The following is an 18,196-nucleotide window of genomic DNA, read 5'->3' on the forward strand; positions in this document are numbered from 1 at the left end:
AACCAAGGCACCACCGGAACCGACAACGGCACCCTGCTCTGCAGCCACCACCACCACGTCATCCACAAAGAACACTGGACCATCACCCTGGACAACGGCACCGCATGGTTCAAACCACCACCCCACCTCGACCCCCGCCAAACACCCCGACGCAACCACCACTTCAGACCCACCCGGACTTAAACCCGCCCACGCAGGAAATACGCCGGACCCAGTCCGCCAAAATCCGTTGACATGTGACCAAATGGTCACCTATTCTGAATGCATGGACGCCGTCTTCAAGGCACTTTCCGACCCCACCCGCAGGGATCTGCTCGACGAGCTGTTCCGCGAGGACGGGCAGACACTCAGCGCGCTTGAAGCACGGTTCGACATGACCCGTTTCGGGATCATGAAGCACCTCAAGATCCTTGAGGAAGCCGGGCTGGTTGTGACCCGCCGTCGTGGTCGCGAAAAGCTCCACTACCTGAATCCGGTACCCATCAGGCTCGTCCACGACCGCTGGGTGAGCAAATATGCAGAACCATGGGCCGCTGCGTTGAGCGACCTCAAGACCAGATTGGAAAGTCCCGTGGAAAAGATCTTCGAAATCTACATCAAGACCACTCCGGAGCGGCTCTGGGAAGCCATCACGGACAGCGACACCCGCAGCAAGTACCAGTTCGGCAACACCCACACTGCCGACTGGACGCCGGGCGGCCACTACGAGATGCACAATCCCAAGGCGAACGGAATGGTCCTGGGCGAAGGCGAAAACGTGGAAGTCGATCCCCCGCGCCGGCTCGTCCAGACCATGCGCGCGCTCTGGGGTGAAGACGTCAAAGCCGAGGGCACATCACGCGTCACGTGGGAGATCGAACCGGTCGGCGATTCCTGCCACCTGACCGTCACCCACAGCGACCTCCGCGAAGGCGGCAACGACCAGATCTACGGCGGTTGGCCGATGATCCTCTCCGGCCTCAAGACCTGGCTGGAGACCGGCGAAGTCCTGACGACTCCCGGTTCATTGATGTATTCGTGAGGCTCGACGGCGGCGCGACCCGCCGCTTTAGGCCCTGGCAGCGGGGACGAGGGCCGCGTTGAGGTACTCCAGGTGCGCCAGCGTCGGGGCAGTAACGTTCGCCGCGTACTCCGGGTGCTTGGTGAGGAACTTCTTGATGAAAGGGCACACCGGCACGATCCCGAGTCTCTCGCTCATGGTCTCGTTCAGGGCCACTTCGGCGAGCCTGCCCGCAAGCCCTTGTCCACCGAACTCCTCGTTGATCACGGTGTGGTAGAAGATCCGCTGCGGGGACCCGCCGTCGTCGTACGCCTTGTACGCGGCCTTCCCGATTACATGGCCGTCAACGAGCACCTCAAAGCGTTCGCGGTCAACGTTGTGGCGGAAAGTGGCATCGGTCATCGCTAGCTCCTCGGTTAGGTTCTGTTGACCTACCCTAACCTCGGAGCCTGGGCGCTTGTTCCCGCGTTTTCTCCAAGTCGCATGTGGACTTGGAGAAAACGTGGGAGAACCGGCTAAGCCGTGACGATGTCGCGTGTGGCGTGGTCGTACGTGAAGGTGACCTTGCCGCCGTCGTGCTTTAGCTCGTGGTTGGCACCGTCACGTGCGCCGAACGCGCCGTAGTTCTCGTCCCACGATCGGTTCAGCGCGATCTTGTACGTGTAGAAACCGGCAGGCAACGTGGCGGCGAGGGTCCACACCTTGCGACGGGCGTTGAACTTCATCTGCACCTCGTCGTATTGCGGAGCCCAGTCCTCAGGCGCGCCGAGAATCGTGTTGAAGTCACCAGCGATCGCGACGGCGGACGGCTGCTCGAGCTTCTCGACGGCGGCAGCCGCTTTGGGTGCTGCAGCTTTCTTGGGCGTTGCCTTGGCGGCGGGGGCCTTCGTTGCTGCAGCTTTGGCAGCAGGTGCCTTTTCCACTGCGGGAGCCTTCTTGGCCGCGGTCTTCCTGGCGGGAGCCTTCTTGACGGGAGCCGTGGGAAGCGGGGTATCTGCCGGGACGGGGATGCCCTCAGTCAGCGCCGTGACGAACTCGTCCGGCTTGGCGAAAGCGACCGTGGCACGCAGGCCGTCGTCGGTGATGGTCCAGCCTGAACGGCCCTTGACGAGCCAGCCGGCCTTGACCAGCTTCGCGGTCTCCGTCGTCAGGCTCTTATGGCCGCGCGGAATGCCTCCACTGAGCAGCTCACTCTCACGCTCATCCAGCGGGACACGGACAATCGCTTCTGCCAGGATCTCGCCGGCATTCAACGACTTCTCGGACCACGTTCCCTCAGCCAAGACGTCCAGGACGGTCTTGAGACGGGCACTGCTTTTTTCGACGGTGGACTTGGCCACTGGGTCTCCTTCAACGGCGAACATTCCTTCAGCAGTCTGCCAATGTTCTGTAAATTCTGGCGACTGTTCTTGGTAAACACCGTGTGTCGTGACCCACTATTACGCCCAAACGCCGGCAAGTGATGGGCGGCTCTCGGGTACCGGCCGGTAGCTGGCGCTTGGGGTACCCTCGAGGGCCTCCGGAGAGCCCCGGCTAGAATCCGCTTCCTTCCGAGCGGCGCCGTGTGCGCCGATATCCACAACCTTGCTCCTCGGCGGGCATATCCCCTCAGGAATCGGCTAGCTTAAACCCCATGGGGAAAAAGCCTATGCAAGACGAAAACGAGCAATGGACTGCCCGCGACGAGGCACTTTGGACCACCGCGGAATTGGCAGTCCTCACGATGCGCGGCCAGTTGGGGCAACGTCAGCACCTTCCAGTACCGTTCGCCCTTCGGCTGGGCGGACCCGAGGAGAGGATCGTTGCACATGGAGGGTTTCAGCTGCTCTCCTGGCATGCACCCGGTGACGGTAGTTACGCCCACAGCCACGGAATGATGGTTGCCACCGGAAGAGGTGGACTGGCCATGATGGCCGGTTTCGCCGCCGCGCAGGCTATTGGCAACGCATCACGACGCCGGCAGGCAGCTGAAATGGCCCAGCCGCGTTGGGTTCCAATCGACCACGGGACGGTCGCCGTGAGCAACTTTGGGTTTTACCTTCACTCCCCCACTGGCATCCATGCCTGGAACTGGCACAGCATCCATATGGCCTCATTGGTGGGTCCAGGGCAGCTCAGCATCGACGGAGTTTCGGAGAATGGCCCGATCAAGTGGATCCTTCACTCTGATTGGGCCGAACTCGTCTTCATGCTCTGGGCGTCCGTCTGTAATCCGACCCATCCCCAGATGACCGACCGGACATGGCTCCCCCAGGATTGGATGACCAAAGCCATGGTGCATGCAATGAGCAATCAAGGCTATCCAACTCACTTCGCGTTTCAGGAAGTGGTCCGGGAACTTCGATAGGGCTGGTGGGCCGACAGCGAGGGCTTAGCTCCGCGCAGCGCGGTGATCGACCCGCGACCGACTAATTGATGGCAGCCTTCTCCCACTCCGAAACCTCGGCCAGCAGCTCAGCCTTCCGGGCCTCGTCCGCGAACGACGAACGCACCGAGTTCGCGGCCAGGCGTGCCCGGTCCGCAATGGACAACCGGTGCACGGCGACAAGCTGCTCGAAGTTGTCGTCCACATAGCCGCCAAAGTACGCGGGATCGTCCGAGTTCACGCTGACATTCAGCCCGGCTGCCAACATCGCAGGCAAAGGGTGATCAGCCAAGGTGTCCACCGCGCGCAGCCGGACGTTGGACAAGGGACACACGGTCAACGGAATCTGGCCTGCCACCAACCGTTCCACCAGAGCCGTATCTTCCATGCAACGGATGCCGTGGTCGATCCTCTCCGCGCCGAGCAGATCGAGGGCCTCGTAAATATACGAAGCCGGGCCTTCCTCGCCCGCGTGCGCGATCCGTCGCAGTCCGGCCTCCGCCGCGCGGCGGTATAGTCGCTCGAACTTCGACGGCGGATTGCCCACCTCAGCCGAGTCCAGGCCGATGCCGGCAATCGGCGCCTTCATGGTTAGAAGCTGCTCCAAAACCTCCAGCGCAGATTCCTCGGACATGTCCCTCAAGAACGCGGCAATCAGGAGCGTCGAGACGCCGAAGTCCTCTACCGACGTCGCGAGCGCGGACGCCACACCGTTCACGCACGTCTCGAGGGCCACGCCGCGCGAGATGTGCGCCTGCGGATCCATCATGACCTCGACGTGCCGCACGCCACCGGCCGCGGCACGTGCCAAATAGGCCCTGGTCATGTCCGCGAAATCCTGCTCGGTGCGCAACACGGCCATGTTGGCGTAGTACAGATCAAGGAATGACTGCAGATCCGTGAACTCGTACCTTGCGCGCAGCTCGTCCAAATCCGCGTACGGAAGCTCAATCCCGTTCCGTTCCGCGAGCGCGAAAATCAGCTCGGGCTGAAGCGTCCCTTCGATGTGTAGGTGCAGTTCGGCAACCGGAGGTGCCGCCGTCGTCGATTCGCCAAAAGTTTCCACTCGACAAGACTAGGACGAATACTGGACGCGCCCCATCTGAGCGCCCGGCAAACAGCGATCAAAGGGCGCCAATAACACGAGCGAGGGGAAGGCCACACCGCGTCAACTTGGATCTACGCCGTTCGGCCCCCAAACTGAAAGGATGCAGACCTTCCTCCCGTTCCCCGATTTCAAGCAAAGTGCTGCCGTCTTGGACACCGCAAGGCTTGGCAAGCAGCGTGTCGAAGCACTGCAGATCCTTCGCGCACTGGTGATCCCCGAGTTCGGCCGGCCCTCCCACCCCGCTATCCGCATGTGGATGGGCTACGTTCCCGCGCTCACCCTCTACGGCCTGGCCATGGTGGACGAATGGGTCGCCCGCGGCAATCCGGACAACACCCGCGCCAGCATCACCGAGTTCGCACCCCAGGCAGCCCACCCGGACTACGCCTCCAAGATTCCGATGCCGCCGTGGCTGGGCGACGCCGATTTCCACCTGAGCCACCGCTCCAAGCTGCTCCAAAAGGAGCCCCGCTTCTACGCCGAGCTCTTCCCGGACACTCCGAACGACCTCGAGTACCTCTGGCCCGAGCCCAGCCACGAGTTCATCCCCGAAGACCCCTACGACGACTTCATCTGGGTGCTTCGCGCTCCGGTGGGCGACGTCGAACCCGAGAAGATCGACAAGGTGGGGATGCCGGCAGCAGGCAAGGCGAAGGCCGCGAACAGTGAGGGCGACGGCTACCAATTCGTTTATGCCTCGGAAACGTCCCGCCGTCCGGGCAAGACCGCCCGCAAGGCCCCGAAGCAGCTGGTGAAGAAGCCCACGCGCAATCGCCAGCGCCAAGATGAGGCCTTCCGGACGCTCCCCGGCAACACGCCAGTTCTCGTCCCCATCGAGGGCGGCGCCAAGTTCGCCTTGGGGAAGATCCATGGCCGCCCCATCACTTTGGAAGACGGCCGTTTCGGCCGCAACTTCGAGGTCACCAAGATCATCGACCGCACGGACTTCGACTACCCCGCGTTGCTGCAGGATCCTCGGGCGTTCTTCCCGATCCCGGCACCCTAGCCCGGCACAAGGGGACTCATGGATTTCCAGCAAATCATCGAGGCTGTCGGCCGATACATGGACTTTGCGGGAGTCGCGGTGATGGTTGTAGGCGCCATCGCGTCGATCCCCCTTGCCCTGCGCGGCTACAAGCCCAAGCGCCTGCCGGCGAGCTCGGCGCCGCTTTCGGTGTACCGCTCCTACAGGCAGCTCCTGGGACGCTCCATCCTGCTAGGCCTCGAATTTCTGGTGGCCGCGGACATCATTCGTACAGTCGCAGTCACCCCCACCTTTGAGAGCGTGGGGGTCCTGGCGGTCATCGTGCTGATCCGGACGTTCTTGAGCTTCTCCATCGAGCTTGAGATTACCGGGCGTTGGCCGTGGCAGAAGGCTCCCGCTCCCTCCCCGGACTCCGGAGCCCATCCGACATCACCGGCTTCGTGACACACGAGTAGGCGCCGGAGAAGCTACTTCCCCAACCGTGCCGCTCTTGCTTGGGACGAATGAGAACAGTTTCATCGGAGATGCCCGCTTGGCCCTTTGGTGAATACTCTGGTTCCCGATGAGTGCCAGCTCAGGCCATCCCTAACGCAACTAACTCGCAGTAGGTGTCGTTCTCAAGCCTCAAAGCGACAACAAATGCGAGTTAGTTGGGCGCCTCACCCCACCGTGCCCAGTCCTCTGGCCGCACCGAGGGCCGCCCGAGAAGGTAGCCCTGCCCGGCGGTCATGCCGAGCTCCGCCACCGCGCTCAACTCAGCTTCGGTTTCGATCCCCTCGGCGACCAAAGCTGCCCCGATTTCCTTCGCGAAGCCGACCATGGCCGCCCCCAAGGCCCGTTGGCCCGGGTCAGTATCGATGCCAGCAATGATTTCCCTGTCCAGCTTGATCACATCAGGCTTGAGCAACAGGACGTGGCGCATGGAAGCAAAACCCGCACCGGCGTCATCAACTGCGATCCTTAAGCCGCGGCAGCGCAAAGGTGCAAGTGCCGCTGCGAGGGGACCATAGTCAACAACGTGGTGGCGTTCCGTCACCTCGAGCACGATCCGGCTGGTCGATATTCCAGAGTGCTCGAGAGTATCGGAGAGTCTCGCGTCCAGGCATGCCCGGGGTGAGAGATTCACGGAAACCGACAACGAGAGTGGCAGCCCCTTCGCAGCCGCAAGTGCGGTCTCGAGGGCAAGAATCTCAAGCTCAACGTCCAGTTCGACAGCCGTAGCCTCAGCGAACATCACCTCCGGGGAAATATCCGGAGAGCCCGGGAACCGGGTCAAGGCTTCAGCCCCAACGATTGAATCTGATTCCAGGGAGCGGATGGGTTGGAATGCCGTCATCAAGGAACGCCCGGCGAGCACCGCCTCGACCCGGCTCCTGATCTCACCGGTAGCCAGCGTGTCCGCCCTCCCGGGGTCAAGCGCCCTGCTGGTTCCTTCGAAACCAGCAGGGCGTCCCGCGGCGTCGCGAAGCGTTCTTCCGGACACCTCCACCAGAACCCTGCTGCCGTCCTTGTGGCGGCACACGGCGTGAAGTCCGGACCAGCCCGCGGCAGCGTCCTCGGTGGAAGCCCTTCCTTGCAGGGCGTCGGCCAGATCATCAGGGTCAATGATCAGCCGGAAATGCCTGCCTAGTAATTCTGAAGGCTCGTATCCGGTCAACTCCACGCCCGCCGGGCTGGAGAAGGTGAAGCGCCCGTCAGGTCCTATGGCCCACAACCACTCCCGGCTGGTGGTCAGCACCGTATCCATCAAGCGCGTGGTCCGGGACGCTTCAGCCCGCTCCCGGAGCTGCTGGCGTACCAAGGAAAACGATGCGAAAACCACAAGCGGCACCACGAGCAACGAAAAAACGTCCGCAATCCAGACCGGCCATCCCCAGGCCTCCCAAGAGTCATCGCCGAAGAGGTACGGCAGGCCCACCGCCAAGGCAACACACAACTCCATGGCGAAGATGGCGTACAACCACCATCGAGGCCTGAACGTCCGTGTCCTCTTCCTTTGCCCGCGCGTTCGAAACATGGCCCCCCCTGGCACAGGCTAACGCTTCTGATCTCCTACATGATGCCACTCATGCTTCAGGAATCGGCAGCATTGCTTCGAAATCACCGCAGGGGATAGGCGGCCGTGGCTACTTCCCCAGCCCGGCCCGGCGCAACGCTTCCGCCATGGCCGTGTTGACCGGCGCTTGAGGAGCCGCCTTCGCGGGGGCCGCCTTCGCCGGGGCCCCCTTCGCGCCCTGTCCGGCCTGCGGTGCCGGACGCCGCTCGCCGCGCTCGCCACCACGCGGGCCGCGGTCACGCCCGCCGCCCCGGGCACCGGAGCCACCGCGCGAACCGGAGTCACCTGGGGTGCCGGGTTCGTCGTCGAGCCTCAGAGTCAGCGAAATCCGCTTCCGCTCCGGGTCTGCCTCAAGGACCTTCACGCGGACGACCTGTCCGGACTTCACGATCTCCCGGGGATCGGACACGAACTTGTTGGCCAGCGCGGACACGTGGACCAGGCCGTCCTGGTGCACTCCGACATCCACGAAAGCCCCGAACGCCGCCACATTGGTGACCGTGCCTTCCAGGATCATGCCGGGTTTGAGGTCGGAAATCTTCTCGATGCCCTCGGAGAACGTCGCTGCAGCGAAGGCCGGGCGGGGGTCGCGGCCCGGCTTCTCGAGCTCGGACATGATGTCGCGCACGGTGGGCAGGCCGAACGTCCCATCCACGAACACCTGGGGATCGAGCGATGACACGGCAGCTCCACGCGCGGCGGCCACGATCTTCCGGGCCACCGAATACGCTTCCGGGTGGACGCTGGACGCGTCGAGCGGTTCCGCTCCCCCGGTGATCCGCAGGAAGCCCGCACACTGCTCAAATGCTTTCGCACCCAGCCGCGGCACCTTCTTGAGGTCGGCCCGCTTGGCAAAGGGGCCGTTCTCATTGCGGTACGCAACGATGTTCTCGCTCAGGAGCGGCCCGACGCCGGCCACCCGGGCCAGCAGCGCGGGCGACGCCGTGTTCACGTCCACGCCCACCGCATTCACGCAGTCTTCGACGACGGCGTCCAACGAACGGTCCAGCTTCGCCGCCGTGACATCGTGCTGGTACTGACCCACACCGATCGACTTCGGCTCGATCTTCACCAATTCGGCCAGCGGATCCTGCAAACGTCGTGCGATGGAAACGGCCCCGCGCAGGGACACGTCCATGCCCGGCAGTTCCGCGGCCGCGAGCGCGGATGCCGAGTACACCGAGGCGCCCGCCTCGGACACCACGAGCTTCTGCAACGTGGGACCGCCGGACGCAGCCAGCGACTTGATGAGCTGCACCGCGAGCTTGTCCGTCTCGCGCGACGCCGTGCCGTTGCCGATCGCCACGAGTTCGACGCCGTGCTGCCGCGCCAAGCGCTCCAGCGTCACCAAGGCCTCGTCCCACTTCTTGGCCGGGGCGTGCGGATAGATGGTATCGGTGGCGACGACCTTGCCGGTACCATCGACGACGGCCACCTTCACGCCCGTACGCAGTCCCGGGTCCAGGCCCAGCGTTGCGCGGTTTCCGGCCGGGGCTGCAAGGAGCACATCGCGCAGGTTAGCGGCGAAGACCCGCACGGCTTCATCCTCGGCTTGAGCGAACATGCGGCCGCGCAAGTCGTTGCTCAAACGGTCCAGGATCCGCGAGCGCCAGGCGATCTGTGCCGTCTGCACAAGCCACGCATCGGCGGCCCGGCCACGCTCGGCGACCCCGAGGCACTTGGCCACAGCGTTCTCGTAGCGGCCGCGAGCGGCGGCCAGGGCGTCGTCGTCGGCTGGTTCTGCCTCGGCGAGATCAAGCTCCAGGACGCCGTCGTTCTCGCCACGCAATAGCGCGAGTACGCGGTGGCCGGGCATGCCGGAAGGCACTTGGGAGAACTCGAAGTAGTCCTTGAACTTCTGCCCCTCGAGTTCCTTTCCCTTCTTCACACGCGAAACCATCCGCCCTTGAGTCCACAAGCGCTCGCGCAGCGCTTCGGCGAGATCGGGATCTTGGGAGACCCGCTCCACGAGGATCGAGCGCGCACCGGCGAGCGCCGCGGAGGCGTCGTCGATGGAGTGCTCGGCGTTGAGGTACTTCGCGGCCTCGCGCTCAGGTTCGAGCTGCGGGTTCGCGAGAAGCGCCTCGGCAAGCGGCTCGAGGCCGGCCTCGCGGGCGATCTGCGCTTTGGTGCGGCGCTTGGACTTGAAGGGAAGGTAGATGTCTTCCAGCCGCGACTTGGTGTCCGCCCCGACGACGGCGGCCTCCAGTTCGGGAGTCAGCTTGCCTTGGGCGGCGATCGCCTCAAGCACCGTTCGACGGCGGTCCTCCAGGTCCCGCAGGTACCGGAGCCGTTCCTCGAGCTCGCGCAACTGGGTGTCATCGAGCGTCCCGGTGACTTCCTTGCGGTACCGGGCGATGAAGGGGACGGTGGATCCGGCGTCGAGCAAGTCAACCGCGGCCTTGACCTGCCAGGCCTTCACACCGAGCTCTTCGGCGATCAGTGCGTAGATGGCGGCGTCTGCCGACTGGGGCTGTGCTGACGGGCTTTGGGGAAGATGGGTCACCATGACATTTTGCCTTACGGGGTTCGCCGTGGCTAAAGACGGAGCGGAGTACCGCACACGGAAGCGCCACGGCCGGCGGGCCGTGACGCTTGATGGGTGCGAAAGTTGCGGTTAGCCCAGTTGCGCCATGGGGGTCTTGGCGGAGATGTGCTCCACCAATTCGCCTACGCGCTCCTCGGTGTAGTTGCGGGCGATGTCGCCCTGGCTGATGATGCCCACCAACTTGTGGTCGGTGATGACCGGAAGGCGCCGGATCTGGTGCTTTTCCATCAGGTCGATAGCTGCGTCGATGCTGGCGTCGGCATCGATCCAGATCGGCGTGCCCTGGGCGAGATCTGCCGCAGTGAGCCGGTCAGCATCCAGTCCCTCAGCAACGCACCTGACCACAATGTCGCGGTCAGTGATGAATCCTTTGAGTCTTCCATCGTTGCCGCAAATGGGCAGCGAACCGACGTCCAGATCGCGCATCAGGACAGCCGCGTCACGCAGCGACTGCTCTTCTTTGACGCACTGGGCATTGGTGGTCATGAATTCGCGCACAACACTCATGAGTCCTCCTTGATCGATTGGGTATCGACGCGGACCCCCGGCACCGACGCCGATGCTGTCAGCCTACGCTTGGGCCTTGGCTGTGGCCAGATGCCGTTTGATTCGCCGGGTTTCCCGCTGCTCGCGCCGGTCTTATTCGGCGATGTCCTCGGCCCACAGTTCCGGATTCCCTTCCTGGAACGTGCGCATCATGTCCACGCACCGCTGGTCATCGAGGACCACAACCTCTACGCCCCGGGACCGCAGCAGCTCGAATTCGCCGCCGAAGGTGCGGGCCTCCCCCACCACCACGCGCGGGATTTTGAACTGGATGATGGTGCCCGTGCACATGGCACACGGAGCGAGGGTCGTATAGAGGGTGGTGTCCCGGTAGCTCTTCTGCCGGCCGGCTGCGCGGAGGGCCGACATTTCCCCGTGGGCGATGGGATCGCCGTTCTGGACACGTTCGTTGTGCCCGCTCGCGATCACCAGCCCACCACGGGCGAGAGCTGCGCCGATGGGAATGCCGCCTTCGCGAAGGCTCTTTTGGGCTGCCTGGTACGCGGCTTCGAACGCGGGATCTTGGGCGGCTTGGGCGTCAGACTTGGTCATTCGGAGCCTGCTTTCGGGGAGGAGGGGATTTTCCGCTAGTTGTTCTATAACTTATATAATAAAGACGGAGGTGGGAGTCATGATCCTCAACGTAGACCTGGCCAGCGACGTGCCGATCTACCAGCAGCTGCGGGACCAAATCGTGGAGGCAATCGCCGACGGCGTGCTGGTCGAAGGCAGTTCGTTGCCGGCCACCAGGACCCTCGCTGCGGACTTCGGGATCAATTTCCACACCGTGAACAAAGCCTATGACCTGTTGCGCCAGCAGGGCCTGATCCAGCTCAACCGCAAGACCGGCGCGGTGGTGACCCCGGCGGTCGCGGACCCGCCGTTCGACGCGGAGTGGACGGCGAGGGCACGGACCCTGCTCGCCGAAGCCGTCGCCCGCGGACTTTCGGCCGAGGAAGTTCTCACGTCCTGCCGGTCGATACTCGATTCATTTGGAACCACGCAGCCAGAGGAAACACCATGACCGTCGCCATATTCCTGAGCTCCGCGTTGGCGGCACTGGTGCTCGCCATCGCGCTGGTCCTGCCCGCGATCAACAGCCCGACGGTGCCTTTCGGGGTCCGGGTACCGGCCCGGCGTGCCGAGGACCCTACAGTGGTCAGGCAGACCCGCATCTATCGCTGGCGGGTTCTCCTGAGCGGTATCGTCGCCATCGGGGTCTGCCTTGCCATTTATGGCGTGACCGGCGAAACGTTGCTCTTGCCGCTGTCCGTGCTGGTGCTCGTCGGTGCCTGGTATGGCTGCTTCTTCCTTGCCAACCGCGAGATCCGGGCCGCGAAGGCCGCCGGAGGTTGGTATGAGGGAGCGCACCAAGTCATCGCGGTGGATACCGAACTGCGGACCGATCCACCACGGTTTCCCTGGCTCTGGCTGGCGCCGGGAGGACGACAAATACTGGCGGAGCGGCTTGTTCTACGTCAACCGCGAAGACCACGCGCTCATGGTTCCGCGGCGCTTCGGCCTGGGATGGACCCTCAACTTCGGCAATCCCAGGGCAGCCATGATCCTGGCCGGCGTGGTCGCGCTCATCGGCCTGGTGATCACCATCCGCTTCAGCGGCTGACCCCCACTGCCTTGGTCCCTTGCCGGGGCTGCCTTACTGTCGGACCGCACTGATAGCTTGGCATCATCAGCTCAACGGTCTGGGGGCACGGTGTTTTTTCTCGATTCAGAAGATGCAGGGCAAGCGCAGGACCTGGTGTTTTCCGCCAGCGACCTCGTCACGGCCTCCACCTGCGAGTACCAGTTGCTGCGCAAGTTGGACGAGAAGCTGGGCCTCTCGCAGAAGCCGGCCTTCGACGTCGACGAAATGCTGGAGCGCACCGCCGCGCTCGGCGACGTCCACGAGCACAGGGTGCTGGACCGTTTCGTGGCCGAGTTCGGCACCTGGGATCCGCTCACGCGCAAGGGCGTGTTCGACGTCGTTCCCGCCGAAGCGATGGACCGCGCCACCTTGCAAGCCAAGCATGCGGAATCGATCGAGGCTTTGCGATCGGGCGCGGATGTGGTCTTCCAAGCCGCGTTCTTCGACGGCCAGTTTCACGGACGGTCCGATTTCCTCGTCAAGCAGCCGGATGGCAGCTACACGGTGTACGACACCAAGCTCGCCCGCCACGCCAAGGTCACGGCCCTGCTGCAATTGGCTGCCTACGGCGATCAGCTGCTCAAGGCGGGAATCACACCGGCCCCGGATCTGACCCTTGTCCTCGGGGCTACGATTCAGCGGGAGTCTGCTGGATCGGACGGCCGGGGCGGCTTCGACTACGTGCACACCGACCACCGGCTCGCCGACGTCTTGCCGGTCTTCCGCGAACGCCGGGACCGCTTCCTCGCTTTGACGGACACGCACCGATCGCGGCTGGAGCCTATCGAATGGGGCGCGCCCGGAGTCACCGCATGCGGCCGCTGCGACTACTGCAAAGAACAAGTGCGCCTCCACCGGGACCTGCTGATGGTGGCGGGCATGAGAATCACGCGGCGCAAGAAGCTCATGGAAAACGGCATCTTCACCATTGATGCCCTCGCCCAGATGCCCGACGCCGCCGATTCCGCGACGCGGCGCCTGCAGGAACAGGCCCGACTACAGACCAGAACAGCCACCCCCGATGGCACCGTCACGTACACCGACAAGACCGGCGCAGCCAAGAGCATCAGCTATTCCGTTCTCGAGTCCAACTCCTTGGCCCGGCTCCCCCGGCCGGACGCGGGAGACATCTTCTTTGACTTCGAGGGAGACCCCCTGTGGCAGGACCCGGTAACGGGCCGCTGGGGACTGGAGTACTTGTTCGGGGTGATCGAAAATCCGGCCGAGCCGGGCGGAACTCCCGTGTTCAAGCCGTTCTGGGCACACTCCCGGGCTGAAGAACGGCAGGCGTTCATCGATTTCCTCGACTACGTGGAAGAACGCCGCATGAAGTATCCGGACATGCGGATCTACCACTACGCGGCCTATGAGAAAACAGCGCTGCGGAACCTGTCTGTCATCCATACCGTTGGCGAAGCCGCCGTGGACAACCTCCTCCGCGAAGGCGTGTTGGTTGACCTCTACGACACCGTGCGGCACAGCATCCGTATCTCCGAAGACTCCTACAGCATCAAGAAACTCGAGCCCCTGTACATGGGCGAACATTTGCGCTCGGGTGACGTGACCGACGCCGGGGCCTCCGTGGTTGCCTATGCCAACTACTGCACGGCCAGGGACGCGCACCGCGAAGAGGAAGCGGCAACGATCCTGGCGGGCATCTCCGACTACAACGAATATGACTGCCTCTCCACTCTGGAACTGCGGAATTGGCTGCTGGGCCTGGCAGCCGAACGCTCCATTGAACCCGGTTTTCCGGGTACCTCGGGACCCGGGCTACCCGCGGAGACCGAGCCGGACAAGTACCAGGCCGCGCCCGAGGAAACAGCCCTCCTCGAGTACCTTGCCGACTTGCCGGACGATGCCCTCCGCTCCGACAACAACAGGGCGGTGGCCTTGGTGGCGGCCGCAGTCGGCTTTCACCGGCGTGAGGACAAGCAATTCTGGTGGGGACACTTCGACCGCCTGGACCGGCCAGTCTCCGAATGGGAGGACACCAGGGACTGCTTCATCGTGGAGGTCGGCGACGTGCTGGAGGACTGGGCCAAGCCGACGCCCCGAAGCAACCCGGCACGGAAGGTAAGGCTGTTCGGCCACGCAGCCGATGGCTCCGGTTTCGCGCCCGGCAAGAAGTACTTCCGGATGTACGAGCCACCCGTGCCGGAGGCTTTCGACGGTAAGGCAGTCAGCGCCCTGGGCAGGTCGGGAATGTCCGGCACGGAGGTGACCGAGGTCGGCGATCCAGAGGGCCTCGATGACGGCGGCCTGCTTTCAGGTCCCGACGACGGCGCTTCGGATGCCGTGACCATTTCGGAGCGGCTGCCCAAGGGTGCCGAGGAATACTCCCAGCTTCCCATGGCCCTGACGCCCGATGCTCCGGTCAACACCGACGGGCAGAGGAAGGCCTTGAGCGAACTGGCCATCAGGGTGCGTTCCAGTCTGCCGTCGTGGCCCAAGGATCCGGCGCTGGACCTGTTGCGCCGCGTCCCACCGAGGCTGGCCACGCTTGCGGAACTGCCCGCCGTCGGGCCTGGCGACGATGCATATGTGGACGCCATCACCGCCGCCGTGTCGGATCTTGACCAGTCATATCTCGCTGTCCAAGGCCCGCCGGGAACGGGCAAAACCTACGTTGGTTCGCATGTTGTCGAGCGCCTGGTGCGTGCGGGCTGGAAGGTAGGGGTTGTTGCGCAGTCCCATGCCGTCGTCGAGAACATGCTGCACGCCGCAGTGAAGGCCGGGGTGGATCCTTCGCTCATCGCCAAGGAAATGAAGCATGACGACCCCGTTCCCTGGGACCAGCAGGCCAAGGACGACATTGAGCGGCTGCTTGGATCGCGGGGAGGCTGCTTGGTAGGCGGCACGGCATGGACCATGACGGGCCGCACCGTTCCTCCGGGATCCCTGGACTTGCTGGTGATCGACGAAGCCGGTCAGTTCTCGCTCGCCAACACCCTCGCCGTGAGCCGGGCAACGAAGCGGCTCCTGCTCCTTGGCGACCCCCAGCAACTTCCCCAGGTCACCCAGGGCAAGCACCCGGAACCCGTCGATGAATCCGCTCTCGGCTGGCTGGCCCACGGCGCGCACACGCTGCCCGCAAAGCTCGGCTACTTCCTGGCGACGTCGTGGCGCATGCACCCGGATTTGTGCGCCGCGGTATCGGAACTGTCCTACGATGGTCGGCTGCATTCAGCACCGGCTGCTTCCAAGCGGCGGCTCTCCGGAGCTCGGGCCGGCGTCGAATGCGTCTACGTCCCGCACGGCGGCAACTCCACCCAGTCTCCCGAGGAAGCCGCGGAGGTAGTCCGGCAAGTCAGGGCGCACCTCGGGCTGGCTTGGCTGGACCCCCGGGAATCAACCGAGGAGCAGCCGCTGGCCGAAAAGGACATCCTCGTGGTGGCTGCCTACAACGCCCAGGTCCAGCTCATTCAGCACGAACTAAGGGCAGCCGGACTTCGCGGTGTGCGGGTGGGGACCGTGGACAAGTTCCAGGGGCAGGAAGCTCCCGTGGTGATTGTGTCCATGGCTGCGTCCGCAGCCGCCGAGGTGCCGCGCGGCATGGAGTTCCTGCTCTCGCGCAACCGGATCAATGTGGCGGTGTCGCGCGGTCAGTGGCGCGCCGTCGTCGTTCGCTCACCGGAGCTGACAAACTACCTGCCGACCCGGCCGGAAGGGCTGGAGCAGCTGGGCGGCTTTGTGGGCCTGTGCCAGCGTGGAGACCCAACTGACTGGCAGTAGTTGTCGTTTTGAGGGCTGAAAACGACAACTACTGCGAGTTAGTTGGGCAATCCCAGGGCCTCGGGCAAGCCCAGCGCCTCGTCCAGCCGCAGCGCCTCATCCAGTACCGCCCCGAAGTTCGCGGCGTCGTGGGCGAAGCGGCCTAGGAAGAGGCCTGACACGCCCCGCAGTTCGGGCAGGAGACCCGGTTTGGCCGAGCCACCGTAAATGATCGGCAGCCCGGCGAGGCCAAGTTCGGCGAGCAAGTCCCGGAGATGGGCGACGACATCGGACACGTAGGCTGCGCCGGCTGGCTCGGCAGCGCCGATGGCCCACACCGGTTCGTACGCAATAACCAGGCGGGCGGCGGTCGCCCAGTCGTCCCGGACGGCGGCAGAGATCTGCCGGAACACGAACGACGCCGACACCGCCGGATCGGCGACGGCCTCCTCGCCGACACACAGCAGCGGGGTCAACCCTGCCTCCACGGCGGCCCGGACCTTCAACGCGACCACGGCGTCGTCCTCGGCGAAGTGCCGGCGTCGTTCAGCGTGTCCGATCTCCACGAGCCGCACACCGAGCTCCGCCAGCAACGACGGTGACACTTCCCCCGTCCATGGACCCTCGGCCCAGCCGCAGTTCTGCGCACCCAGGTGGACAGGAGAGCCGTCCAGAATCCGGGCCGCCTCAGGCAACATGGGGAACGACGGGATCACAAACGGGACCACCCGCCCGGCCACGAGGGCCGGACGGGCGTCCACTTCGCTTCGGAGTTGCTCCAGCCAAGACATGCTGTGCCGGTACCCCATGTACATCTTGGTGCTGACCCCGATGTACAACGGGCTACTTGTCCAGGAGATCGTCGGCCTTGTTCCTAAACGCCCGGGTGCCATACATCATGGCGGCCGCCAGGAAGGGCAGGATGCCGAGCGCATAGACCCCGGCGGATCCGGTGGGGTCCGCCGTGGCGCTGTTGACCGCGGTCCGAAGGATCGGGGCCACGAAGCCGCCCAGGTTGCCCAGCGAGTTGATCAGGCCGATGCCCGCCGCGGCTGCCGAACCCGCAAGGAACGCCGTAGGGTAGGCCCAGACCACCGGCCCGACGGCGAGGAAGCTACAGACCGCGAGGGTGATGAAGATCAGTCCGAGGACCGGCTGGTGGTTGGTGCCGGCCCATGCCGAACCGAGGATGCACACACCGGTGGAAACGAACAGCACCGTGCCGAACATGCGGCGCTTGGCTACGGTGTTGGCGGCCCGGCCAATCAGGTAGCAGGAGAAGATGCCAAAGAACCACGGCACCGCGATCAGGAGCCCGACGGCGAGGCCCACCTTCTGGCCTGTCAGCGAGGACACCTGCTGCGGGAGGAAGAAGGTCACGCCGTAGACGGCGATCTGCAGGCAGAAGTAGATGAGGGTGAAGTACCAGACGCGGCCGTTGCGCATCGCAGCGAAGACTCCCCGCGGCCCGGTTTCATCCTTGACCGTGTCTTCCTGCGTCATGATCTCCTTGAGCGCGAACTTCTCGTCGACGTTGAGGAACTTGGCCTTCTCCGGCCCGTTGATCAGGAAGAAGAACGCCGCAACGCCGGCGAGTACCGCCAGGATGCCCTCGGTGAAGAACATGACCTGCCAGCCACGGACGCCAGGAAGCTGGTCGCCGATGTTGATGAGCCAGCCGGAGAGCGGGTTGCCGATCATCTGGGAGAACGGCTGGGCGAGGTAGAAGATCGCGAACATCTGCACGCGCACCTTGTTCGGGAACCACTCGGCCAAGTACATGATGACGCCGGGGAACAGGCCCGCCTCCGTCACGCCGAGCAGGAACCGCAGGATCACGAAGGACGTCTCACCCTGCACGAACGCAAAGCAGGCAGAGACGATGCCCCACGTGATCGCGATGCGTGCGAGCCAGACCTTCGCGCCGACCTTCTTGAGCAGCAGGTTGCTGGGGATTTCAAAGATCGCGTAACCGATGAAGAAAATACCGGCACCGAGCGCGAACGCCCCGGCCGAGACGCCTTTGTCGGCGCCGAGTGCAGCTTCGGCGAATCCGACGTTGGTGCGGTCGAGGAAGGAAACCACATAGAGGATGACCAGCATCGGCATGAGCCGGAAGGCAGCCTTGCGGATCGCCGATTTCAGGACCGGCGAATCCAGCATCTCCTTCGTGGACGTTGTTACAGCGGACATCGAAACTCCTCGTTGAGTAATCAGTGTTGAGAAATC

At 64.2% G+C, this 18,196-nt stretch carries 16 protein-coding genes and 1 pseudogene; 8 read left to right on the plus strand and 9 right to left on the minus strand.

What is annotated here, in order from left to right; genetic code table 11:
* Window positions 1-183: pseudogene (locus tag AB4068_RS10205) on the plus strand (DUF222 domain-containing protein); the annotation flags it as partial.
* Between the two features lie 82 nt (window positions 184-265).
* Window positions 266-1,021 (plus strand): ArsR/SmtB family transcription factor, encoded by a 756-nt coding sequence (locus AB4068_RS10210; RefSeq protein ID WP_078106162.1) that lies wholly within the window; start codon window positions 266-268, stop codon window positions 1,019-1,021.
* 27 nt (window positions 1,022-1,048) lie between these two features.
* Here AB4068_RS10210 and AB4068_RS10215 read toward each other — a convergent pair whose 3' ends face one another.
* The gene (locus AB4068_RS10215) at window positions 1,049-1,402 is read right to left on the minus strand and encodes a GNAT family N-acetyltransferase (protein WP_441433311.1); all 354 of its coding nucleotides are present in this window, start codon (window positions 1,400-1,402) and stop codon (window positions 1,049-1,051) included.
* Between the two features lie 113 nt (window positions 1,403-1,515).
* Complete coding sequence (locus AB4068_RS10220; protein ID WP_113990616.1) at window positions 1,516-2,340, minus strand: pullulanase X25 domain-containing protein; 825 nt, start codon at window positions 2,338-2,340, stop codon at window positions 1,516-1,518.
* Window positions 2,341-2,633: 293 nt separating this feature from the next.
* On the opposite strand from AB4068_RS10220, the gene AB4068_RS10225 reads away from it, so the two are divergent.
* Entirely contained in the window at window positions 2,634-3,347 is a 714-nt protein-coding gene (locus AB4068_RS10225) for a hypothetical protein (RefSeq protein ID WP_441433312.1), read from the plus strand.
* Window positions 3,348-3,408: 61 nt separating this feature from the next.
* On the opposite strand, the gene AB4068_RS10230 is transcribed toward AB4068_RS10225, so the two are convergent.
* Window positions 3,409-4,431 (minus strand): adenosine deaminase, encoded by a 1,023-nt coding sequence (locus AB4068_RS10230; RefSeq protein WP_059388098.1) that lies wholly within the window; start codon window positions 4,429-4,431, stop codon window positions 3,409-3,411.
* A gap of 142 nt (window positions 4,432-4,573) precedes the next feature.
* Between AB4068_RS10230 and AB4068_RS10235 the strand changes: the two genes are divergently transcribed.
* Window positions 4,574-5,479: an MSMEG_6728 family protein gene (locus AB4068_RS10235; RefSeq protein WP_284989727.1), complete on the plus strand. Its 906-nt coding sequence runs from the start codon at window positions 4,574-4,576 to the stop codon at window positions 5,477-5,479.
* Between the two features lie 18 nt (window positions 5,480-5,497).
* The gene (locus AB4068_RS10240; RefSeq protein WP_307054045.1) at window positions 5,498-5,902 is read left to right on the plus strand and encodes a DUF1622 domain-containing protein; all 405 of its coding nucleotides are present in this window, start codon (window positions 5,498-5,500) and stop codon (window positions 5,900-5,902) included.
* 202 nt (window positions 5,903-6,104) lie between these two features.
* On the opposite strand, the gene AB4068_RS10245 is transcribed toward AB4068_RS10240, so the two are convergent.
* The 4 genes from AB4068_RS10245 to AB4068_RS10260 form a co-directional block, all read right to left on the minus strand.
* Window positions 6,105-7,418, minus strand: coding sequence for a sensor domain-containing phosphodiesterase (locus AB4068_RS10245; RefSeq protein WP_441433313.1), 1,314 nt, complete (start codon window positions 7,416-7,418; stop codon window positions 6,105-6,107).
* A gap of 166 nt (window positions 7,419-7,584) precedes the next feature.
* Window positions 7,585-10,023 carry a Tex family protein gene (locus tag AB4068_RS10250; protein WP_441433314.1) on the minus strand — a complete coding sequence of 813 codons (2,439 nt, stop codon included), beginning with the start codon at window positions 10,021-10,023 and terminating at the stop codon, window positions 7,585-7,587.
* Window positions 10,024-10,131: 108 nt separating this feature from the next.
* Window positions 10,132-10,569, minus strand: a complete 438-nt coding sequence (locus AB4068_RS10255; protein ID WP_284989722.1) for a CBS domain-containing protein — start codon at window positions 10,567-10,569, stop codon at window positions 10,132-10,134.
* A gap of 132 nt (window positions 10,570-10,701) precedes the next feature.
* Window positions 10,702-11,160: a nucleoside deaminase gene (locus AB4068_RS10260; protein WP_441433315.1), complete on the minus strand. Its 459-nt coding sequence runs from the start codon at window positions 11,158-11,160 to the stop codon at window positions 10,702-10,704.
* 79 nt (window positions 11,161-11,239) lie between these two features.
* On the opposite strand from AB4068_RS10260, the gene AB4068_RS10265 reads away from it, so the two are divergent.
* From AB4068_RS10265 to AB4068_RS10275, 3 genes are all read left to right on the plus strand, one after another.
* Window positions 11,240-11,632 carry a GntR family transcriptional regulator gene (locus tag AB4068_RS10265; RefSeq protein WP_307054041.1) on the plus strand — a complete coding sequence of 131 codons (393 nt, stop codon included), beginning with the start codon at window positions 11,240-11,242 and terminating at the stop codon, window positions 11,630-11,632.
* Window positions 11,633-11,965: 333 nt separating this feature from the next.
* Window positions 11,966-12,232 carry a DUF5808 domain-containing protein gene (locus tag AB4068_RS10270; RefSeq protein ID WP_441433316.1) on the plus strand — a complete coding sequence of 89 codons (267 nt, stop codon included), beginning with the start codon at window positions 11,966-11,968 and terminating at the stop codon, window positions 12,230-12,232.
* A 90-nt stretch (window positions 12,233-12,322) separates the two neighbouring features.
* On the plus strand, window positions 12,323-15,988 hold the full coding sequence (locus AB4068_RS10275; RefSeq protein ID WP_441433317.1) for a TM0106 family RecB-like putative nuclease: 3,666 nt from the start codon (window positions 12,323-12,325) through the stop codon (window positions 15,986-15,988).
* A 38-nt stretch (window positions 15,989-16,026) separates the two neighbouring features.
* Here the strand turns inward: AB4068_RS10275 and AB4068_RS10280 are convergent, their stop codons facing one another.
* Complete coding sequence (locus tag AB4068_RS10280) at window positions 16,027-16,860, minus strand: triose-phosphate isomerase family protein (RefSeq protein WP_441433318.1); 834 nt, start codon at window positions 16,858-16,860, stop codon at window positions 16,027-16,029.
* Window positions 16,811-18,160, minus strand: coding sequence for an MFS transporter (locus AB4068_RS10285; RefSeq protein ID WP_059388113.1), 1,350 nt, complete (start codon window positions 18,158-18,160; stop codon window positions 16,811-16,813). Before AB4068_RS10285 ends, AB4068_RS10280 begins: the two co-directional genes overlap by 50 nt.
* Window positions 18,161-18,196: the final 36 nt, after the last annotated feature.

This window comes from Arthrobacter sp. 2RAF22, assembly GCF_052115325.1.
Lineage (GTDB): Bacteria > Actinomycetota > Actinomycetes > Actinomycetales > Micrococcaceae > Arthrobacter.